The organism is Natrinema pallidum DSM 3751 (assembly GCF_000337615.1).
GTDB lineage: Archaea > Halobacteriota > Halobacteria > Halobacteriales > Natrialbaceae > Natrinema > Natrinema pallidum.
In genome coordinates this window covers 82604-88603 of the sequence record NZ_AOII01000046.1, presented here as the reverse complement: position 1 = coordinate 88603, position 6000 = coordinate 82604, and the positions used below count along the sequence as shown (strand labels likewise).

Annotated in this window: 4 protein-coding genes and 1 pseudogene; 3 read left to right on the top strand and 2 right to left on the bottom strand. The window is 53.0% G+C overall.

The features are described from left to right. Positions 1 to 161 precede the first annotated feature (161 nt). The 3 genes and pseudogenes from C487_RS09195 to C487_RS09190 all read left to right on the top strand — a co-directional run. A complete protein-coding gene (locus tag C487_RS09195) occupies positions 162 to 1760 on the top strand; it encodes a transposase (protein ID WP_006185464.1) in 1599 nt (532 codons plus the stop codon). Positions 1761 to 2472: 712 nt separating this feature from the next. After that, positions 2473 to 3429, top strand: a complete 957-nt coding sequence (locus tag C487_RS20265; protein WP_152422489.1) for a hypothetical protein — start codon at positions 2473 to 2475, stop codon at positions 3427 to 3429. Positions 3430 to 4087: 658 nt separating this feature from the next. Next, positions 4088 to 4413 (top strand): annotated as a pseudogene (locus tag C487_RS09190) (site-specific integrase); the annotation flags it as partial. Between the two features lie 204 nt (positions 4414 to 4617). Here C487_RS09190 and C487_RS09185 read toward each other — a convergent pair. After that, on the bottom strand, positions 4618 to 5625 hold the full coding sequence (locus tag C487_RS09185) for a tyrosine-type recombinase/integrase (RefSeq protein WP_049908049.1): 1008 nt from the start codon (positions 5623 to 5625) through the stop codon (positions 4618 to 4620). A gap of 62 nt (positions 5626 to 5687) precedes the next feature. Continuing rightward, on the bottom strand, positions 5688 to 5963 hold the full coding sequence (locus tag C487_RS09180) for a hypothetical protein (RefSeq protein WP_006185461.1): 276 nt from the start codon (positions 5961 to 5963) through the stop codon (positions 5688 to 5690). Between the last annotated feature and the right edge of the window lie 37 nt (positions 5964 to 6000).

The window sequence follows — 6000 nt, the reverse complement described above, 5'->3', positions numbered from 1 at the left end:
TGTATAAGAGACAGGACCTAGTTTCACCAAACACATGCCATGACTTTGGGTACTTTGTAATAGCCTGTTGCACGAGTTCGAAATTAGCTCAGGTATGTCCAAGAGATATCACTACGAGCTAGAATAATCACTTTAACTAGATTAGAAGCCGGATCGATGGTATGCACACACAACGATCCGACACCAGTAAGAACACCGCCGCTTCGCATAAGGCCACCGTTCGTCAGTTCCTTCGAGCCCACGATGAGGTCGCCTCCAAAGACGAGCTCCGCGCCGGCACCGACGTGCCGGCGTGGTATATCGACCAAATTGCCTCGACAAACACCTTCTACCCCTCCCTGAACCACAACGGTCAGTACGTCGCTAGCAAACACGTTGTTGGCCATCGTGCCACCCATGACGGCTTCTGGCGACCCGAGGTGGATGACGGCGTCGCCGTCTTCCACCGCAAGGAAACCACCAAAGCCACGCTCAAGCATCTCGCGTTCCAGCGACCTTCTGGGATCACTGCCCCCGAAGCAAACGACCTCCTCGATCGACGCTGCTACCGAGCGCTCCAGAACCTCGCCGACCAACAGGAGATCCACGCTGTCGAACACCGGAACACGACGGTCTACGTCCACAGCTGGCCGTCCCTGCGGGACGCCCAGCTGAGCCAACGCGAAACCGATCAGCCGACCGACGTCCGTCCAGTTGATACCGACGAAGAGGGCTACCTCTACCGCGACGAACTTCTCGCGACGTTTCTCTCGGTTGCTGTCTCAGAGATTCAGTCGATCCCGCCCGAACGAGCCGCCGCTCTGGTCCTCCGGCAGTTCGAGGGCGACTCCTTCGACGCCCTCGAACGCCGTCTCCGACGGAATCACTCCTTCCGGGAGGCTCTCGACTACGAGCCAGAGGACGTCCCAGACGGGACGTCGCTCTGGCGTGCCTTCGACGACCTTCACCCCGATGAACTCCGTGACTGCCTCCAGTCGATGTGTGGCGATTTACTCGCTGATCACGATCACGCCGGTGAGTTCGTCGTGATCGACGGCACGCACATCGCCGCCTGGGCAAACACACGAGAAGAAATCGCCGACGGTGAGGTCGAGGGAGCGAGTTGGGGCAAACACGAGGGGAAGTTCTACGGGTACAAGGTGTACATCGTCGTGGACGTAGCCGCAGAGCTGCCGGTCGCCATCACGATGGAGACCGGCAGCAGGAACGACTGTGCGGCGTTCGAACCGCTCATCGAGGAGTTCGATGAGCGGTACGACACCGACGATCTCCAAGCAGCACTGGCTGATGCGGGCTTCGACAGCCAAGGCAATCGAGAGTTCACCCAGGAGAAACTTNAACTTGAGTGTCCGCTGCTGACGGCGATCAATCCACGACGCTCAGCGCCACTGAAGGCGATCCGCGACGAGATCAAGGAGTTGTTCAAGAACCACGGTGACGAGATCGACAGTCCGTACGACGCACTCGAACGGTTACCACAAGAGCAACTCTCAGAGTACGGCGTCGAGGTCGGCAGCGTCGAAGAGACCTACATCTTCCAGGCGATCAAGGAACGAATGCATCGACACCTGCGGGCAGGTGTCGAGCGAGTATTCTCTCGGCTGAAGTCCTTTACCGGCCTCGATCGCGTCCGCGCACGCAAGGAGAACAACGTGGAAACTCACGTCGTGCTTTCGGCAGTCGCTCTGGTCGCGACGTCACTCACCGCAAAACGACAGGGGAAACCAGGACTGATACGTTCTCCCAGTCGCCTCATCTGACGGCCCCAGCCCGGAGTCGAAGCACGCGCCGCCTGAGAGGCATCGCTCTCAGGCGTCTCTATTCGTGATCGAAAACTGATTCAAACACCCGATTCAGCGAGCGTTTCTGAGACTTCTCTCACCAAATTGACTATCACTCGGCAGATTCGCACTGGATCAGTCTCACGCTGCCATGTCTGGCGAATTGATCTTGAACGTGCAACAGGCTATNACCAAATTGACTATCACTCGGCAGATTCGCACTGGATCAGTCTCACGCTGCCATGTCTGGCGAATTGATCTTGAACGTGCAACAGGCTATGTAACTTTAACATCCTTTATCACAACATGTGGCTTCTTCCAATGGCTATTTAGGCCAATTATTATAGTTGGGAATATGCCAAGTAAAGAACCAACGATTATTGGTTCTTGAGTTGAGGCAGCCCGATATAGTATAAGAACTGATATTTGTATGGAGAGTCCTACTTTAGCGTACTGGTACCACCTATTTTCTATATATACAATTGGCAGGTGATAGAGCAAGATAACTGCCAAAGTAACAATGAAGACGGTAGCAATAACCGATATTATTGGGCTTGACCAAGCTGAATCTAGAAGCGTCGTAATGTGGTCAATCACTCCTAGAAGGAGATATTATATTGGTAAGTAATTAACTTGATTATCCGTGTTTTCTATCCAAGCACTTTTCTAGATTGATGCGAATAATGGCATAATGGCTGACCCGTCTGACTTCACCACTCAGGCGCTTGATATCATTGAGAAATATATCAAGCCTCAATCTCATCTGCTAGTGATGGAGAGAATCCACCGGAATCTCTTTGACGAAGATCTCGAATTTCATAGATGGCAGGACGTCATTGACGAGTATTCTGGAATCGAATGGGACCCAGAACTTCTGAGGAAATTTGCGAAACAATCAAAACAGATTGTGGAACAAGGGACTGCAAGGATATCTGAGTCGTATTTCCACATATCTTTTCCTAAGAGTTTAGACGCGGAGGACCTGTTTGATGAATTCGATCGGAACCCATACGAGCCAGACGCTCCACCCGATAGAAGAGAAGGGTTTGAATATACATATGATGACGATTATATTTATGGCAATTATGTATATGTCGATGTGGATATAAACATTACCACACATGGAGAGGTCCAAAACCTAGTGTCAGAGGGAACACTGCCGTTCCGTATTGATTTAGAGGACTCCCTGTTGATTTTAGAGTCAACAAAGGTAACTGACGTTCAAAAAATTAAGAGTGTGATTCGTAATACTACTAATTTAGGAATTCGGGTGGCCCCCTTGTCTAATCAAATAGATATAGGCGAATTCAAACAAAGCCTTGGAGAATACGATGATGAATTAGATATATATGTTAATTCTGCAACTCTAGAAAACGATGATCAGGGCCCAGAAGTAGAGCAAAAGTCTCTTGAATTAAAGGGTCCCGACATTTCGGAGCAAAATGTATTAGACAACCATTTAGAAGAAGAGTGGTCTCTTGTAGGGTTCTCATTCACCTGCGATTATAAAGGTGATTTGTTCAAGATTACTATCCGTCTTAGTAATGTTATGAAATACATCAAAATAGAAAATGTGTATGTGTTTACCCCCAGAAATCGCAGGAGGACAGTAGGTTCAAAATCGGGGAATTCAATTAGAAATCCGTAAAATTCGACCGCCNAGAGATATATAAATCAAATAGAGGGTGCTGTTTTCAGCCGTCTCAGTGGCTCAGCCAGGAACTCTATGGGGGTAAACACATGCGAAAATGTGAATGATTATGTAGCAGGTGAAAATCTAATTTCTCTGTTAAGGCCGGCCCTCTTTGAGTCTGTTCGCACTGATCTCGGCTAATTCCGCTAGTTGCGAAGTGGTTGAGGCGATGGCTTCGGCCGATTTTCAACATCAACCTCGCCATCGAGGTACCCCTGTCCTTCGCAGGTGATTTCGTACATGTTGCTATCCTCGAAGATCGGCGCGACTAGCCCAGCCTGCGAAAGCAGCAGACATCGCTCCTCGACCCGCCCACGTGACGCAGTGAGTTTGACAGCTTGAGACATATGCCGTGGTGTCGACCACGAATCCTCCAAGAGATGCTCGAGGATCCGTACATCAAGCGTACACATCCAGCGAGCGGGTTTTCGGCTCAGTAGGGTTGGGTGGTTCCACTGGCACTCGGGCCGTCTCTCGAGCTGCCGCCATTGAGGTAGGTCTCGTTTTCGGCGTCGTACTCTTCATCGAGATAGCTTCCCCAATATCGGAGATATCGTAGACGCCGTTCCCAATTGGGATCAAGAGCCGGTGATCCGCCAGTTTCTGGCACCCGAGCGACCGAGGCCGGCTGAGTTCCGGACAGATTCGCTCGGAGGTGTACCGGCTTACCCAGCCCTGCATGGTCGGAGAGTGTCCTCACGACCGAGACCCGAACGACTGCGAAGCCACGAGTACGGGCACTACTACGACTGCCCGAGCAGCCTCTCGCCGCACACGATCCGGCGCGGGGCGATCACGTACCAGCTCCGCGAGGACATCCCCGAGAAGATCGTCAGCGATCGGTGCGACGTGTCCTCGGAAGTCCTCGATCGCCACTACGACCGCCGTACAGACCGTGAGAAGATGGAACAGCGACGCGACTTCATCGAAGACCTATAACAGGAATATGACTCTCACATAAGCAGCTGTCAGCACTGTCGTATCGATAGCCGTTAGAATACCCTTAGGGAACGGAATTCGGCAATTAGAAGGCCTGAAACGCCAAATTTCGAGTGGACTCGCCGGGGCTTGATCGATACGGTGGCCTGCCGAGGCTATGGTAGAATGTTCACTGTTTCTGCGTGGAGTGGAGTCCATCATTGGTTACACCCCCTCGAGGAATTCGCGACGAATTTCCATCTTCTCGCGTTCAGTCCGTTCGTCGTAGTGTTGGTCGAGGATGTCGCCAGATACGTTTGCTCGATCGGAGACGACCTCCTGCGGTGAACCGGTTCGCAGGTGGTTCGTGATCGATCCACGTCGGATTCCGTGCGGAGATCGCGACGACGGACAGCCAGCGCGTTGGCTGTGCTGTCGATACTCGCAGGTCGTCGGATCCTTGTCGTGCGGACACTCGCCGTAGTCACACGGCTGAGTAACCCGGTAGACCGTCTCACGGATCGAACCCTCACTGAGCCGTCCCCGTGAGCTGGTGATCAGTGGACGACGACCGTGGTCATCGATGACGTCATCTCGGTTGTGTTCGATGTAGTCTTCGATCACGTCACAGTAGTGTGAACCGACAGCGATCGACCGCTCAGCCGCTTTCTTGTTCTTCAGCGGCGTGCCAGCGTCCGGTCGGTGTCGAACGTCGAGACACTGCGAGTCCTGATCGAAGTCACCGACATCGAACGATCGGAGCGTCCCCAGACGAATTCCGGTATGCCAGAGGATTGCAGTGATGACGTGTTCTCGACTGGCGTAGGCGAACCGCTCGAGATGCTCGAGGATCGCCTCAGCCCGATCCGCTTCGAGGTGTTCGTTTCGAGCTTCGTCCTCCGGCTCGACTTCTGGTATCTGCACCCGTTCGCGCAACCCCGGCTCGACGGCCTCGATCGAGGCACAGAACTCGAGGAAGACGCGGAACGTCTGGAGATACCCGCGAAGCGTGACGGTCTGGATGTCCTGACTCGCCCAAACGCGGAACCGGTGGACATCGCGTCCCGTGAGTCGATTCATCTCGTCGATATCGTGATCGGAGCAGAACGCGAGGAACTGCTCGAGTCGATACCGCTGGTTCTGTAGCGTCTTTTCGGTAAGCTCGGGTTCGCGTTCAGCGAAGTACCACTCCACGGCCTCGGCAGGCGTCGTAGGTGTGAGTCCATCGCTCATGGAACCCCGATCCGTGGAACTCGCCGCATCGGGAAAGGTACTTCGGCGTTCATCCGCCCCGCTCATTTTTGGTCACGCTCCAGTACTGCCAGAGTCGAGAGGGCGGGCATCAGGTACTGATGATTTATTTCCCTAATTGTATTGATGGTCGTCTCTGTGACCGGCTCGCAGATCTCACCAGATTCATTCTTCCGATCATCCTGAATCTCTGCGATAATCGCAAGTGCGTCTTCTGCGCTTTGGGCCGCAGATCGATAACGATCTGCTTGAGACTCATCGACGCCGGTTGGCAGTTTGTAGTCTATTCGGTCGCCACAGATGTTGTGTTTATCCTGCATTCAGATCGAACAGCCAATTGGTTGGCAAGTCCGATCG

Bases quoted from the DNA above. Each gene is read 5' to 3' on its own strand.
- C487_RS09185 (WP_049908049.1), bottom strand. From the start codon at position 5,625: ATGAGCGATGGACTCACACCTACGACGCCTGCCGAGGCCGTGGAGTGG.
- C487_RS20265 (WP_152422489.1), top strand. From the start codon at position 2,473: ATGGCTGACCCGTCTGACTTCACCACTCAGGCGCTTGATATCATTGAG.
- C487_RS09180 (WP_006185461.1), bottom strand. From the start codon at position 5,963: ATGCAGGATAAACACAACATCTGTGGCGACCGAATAGACTACAAACTG.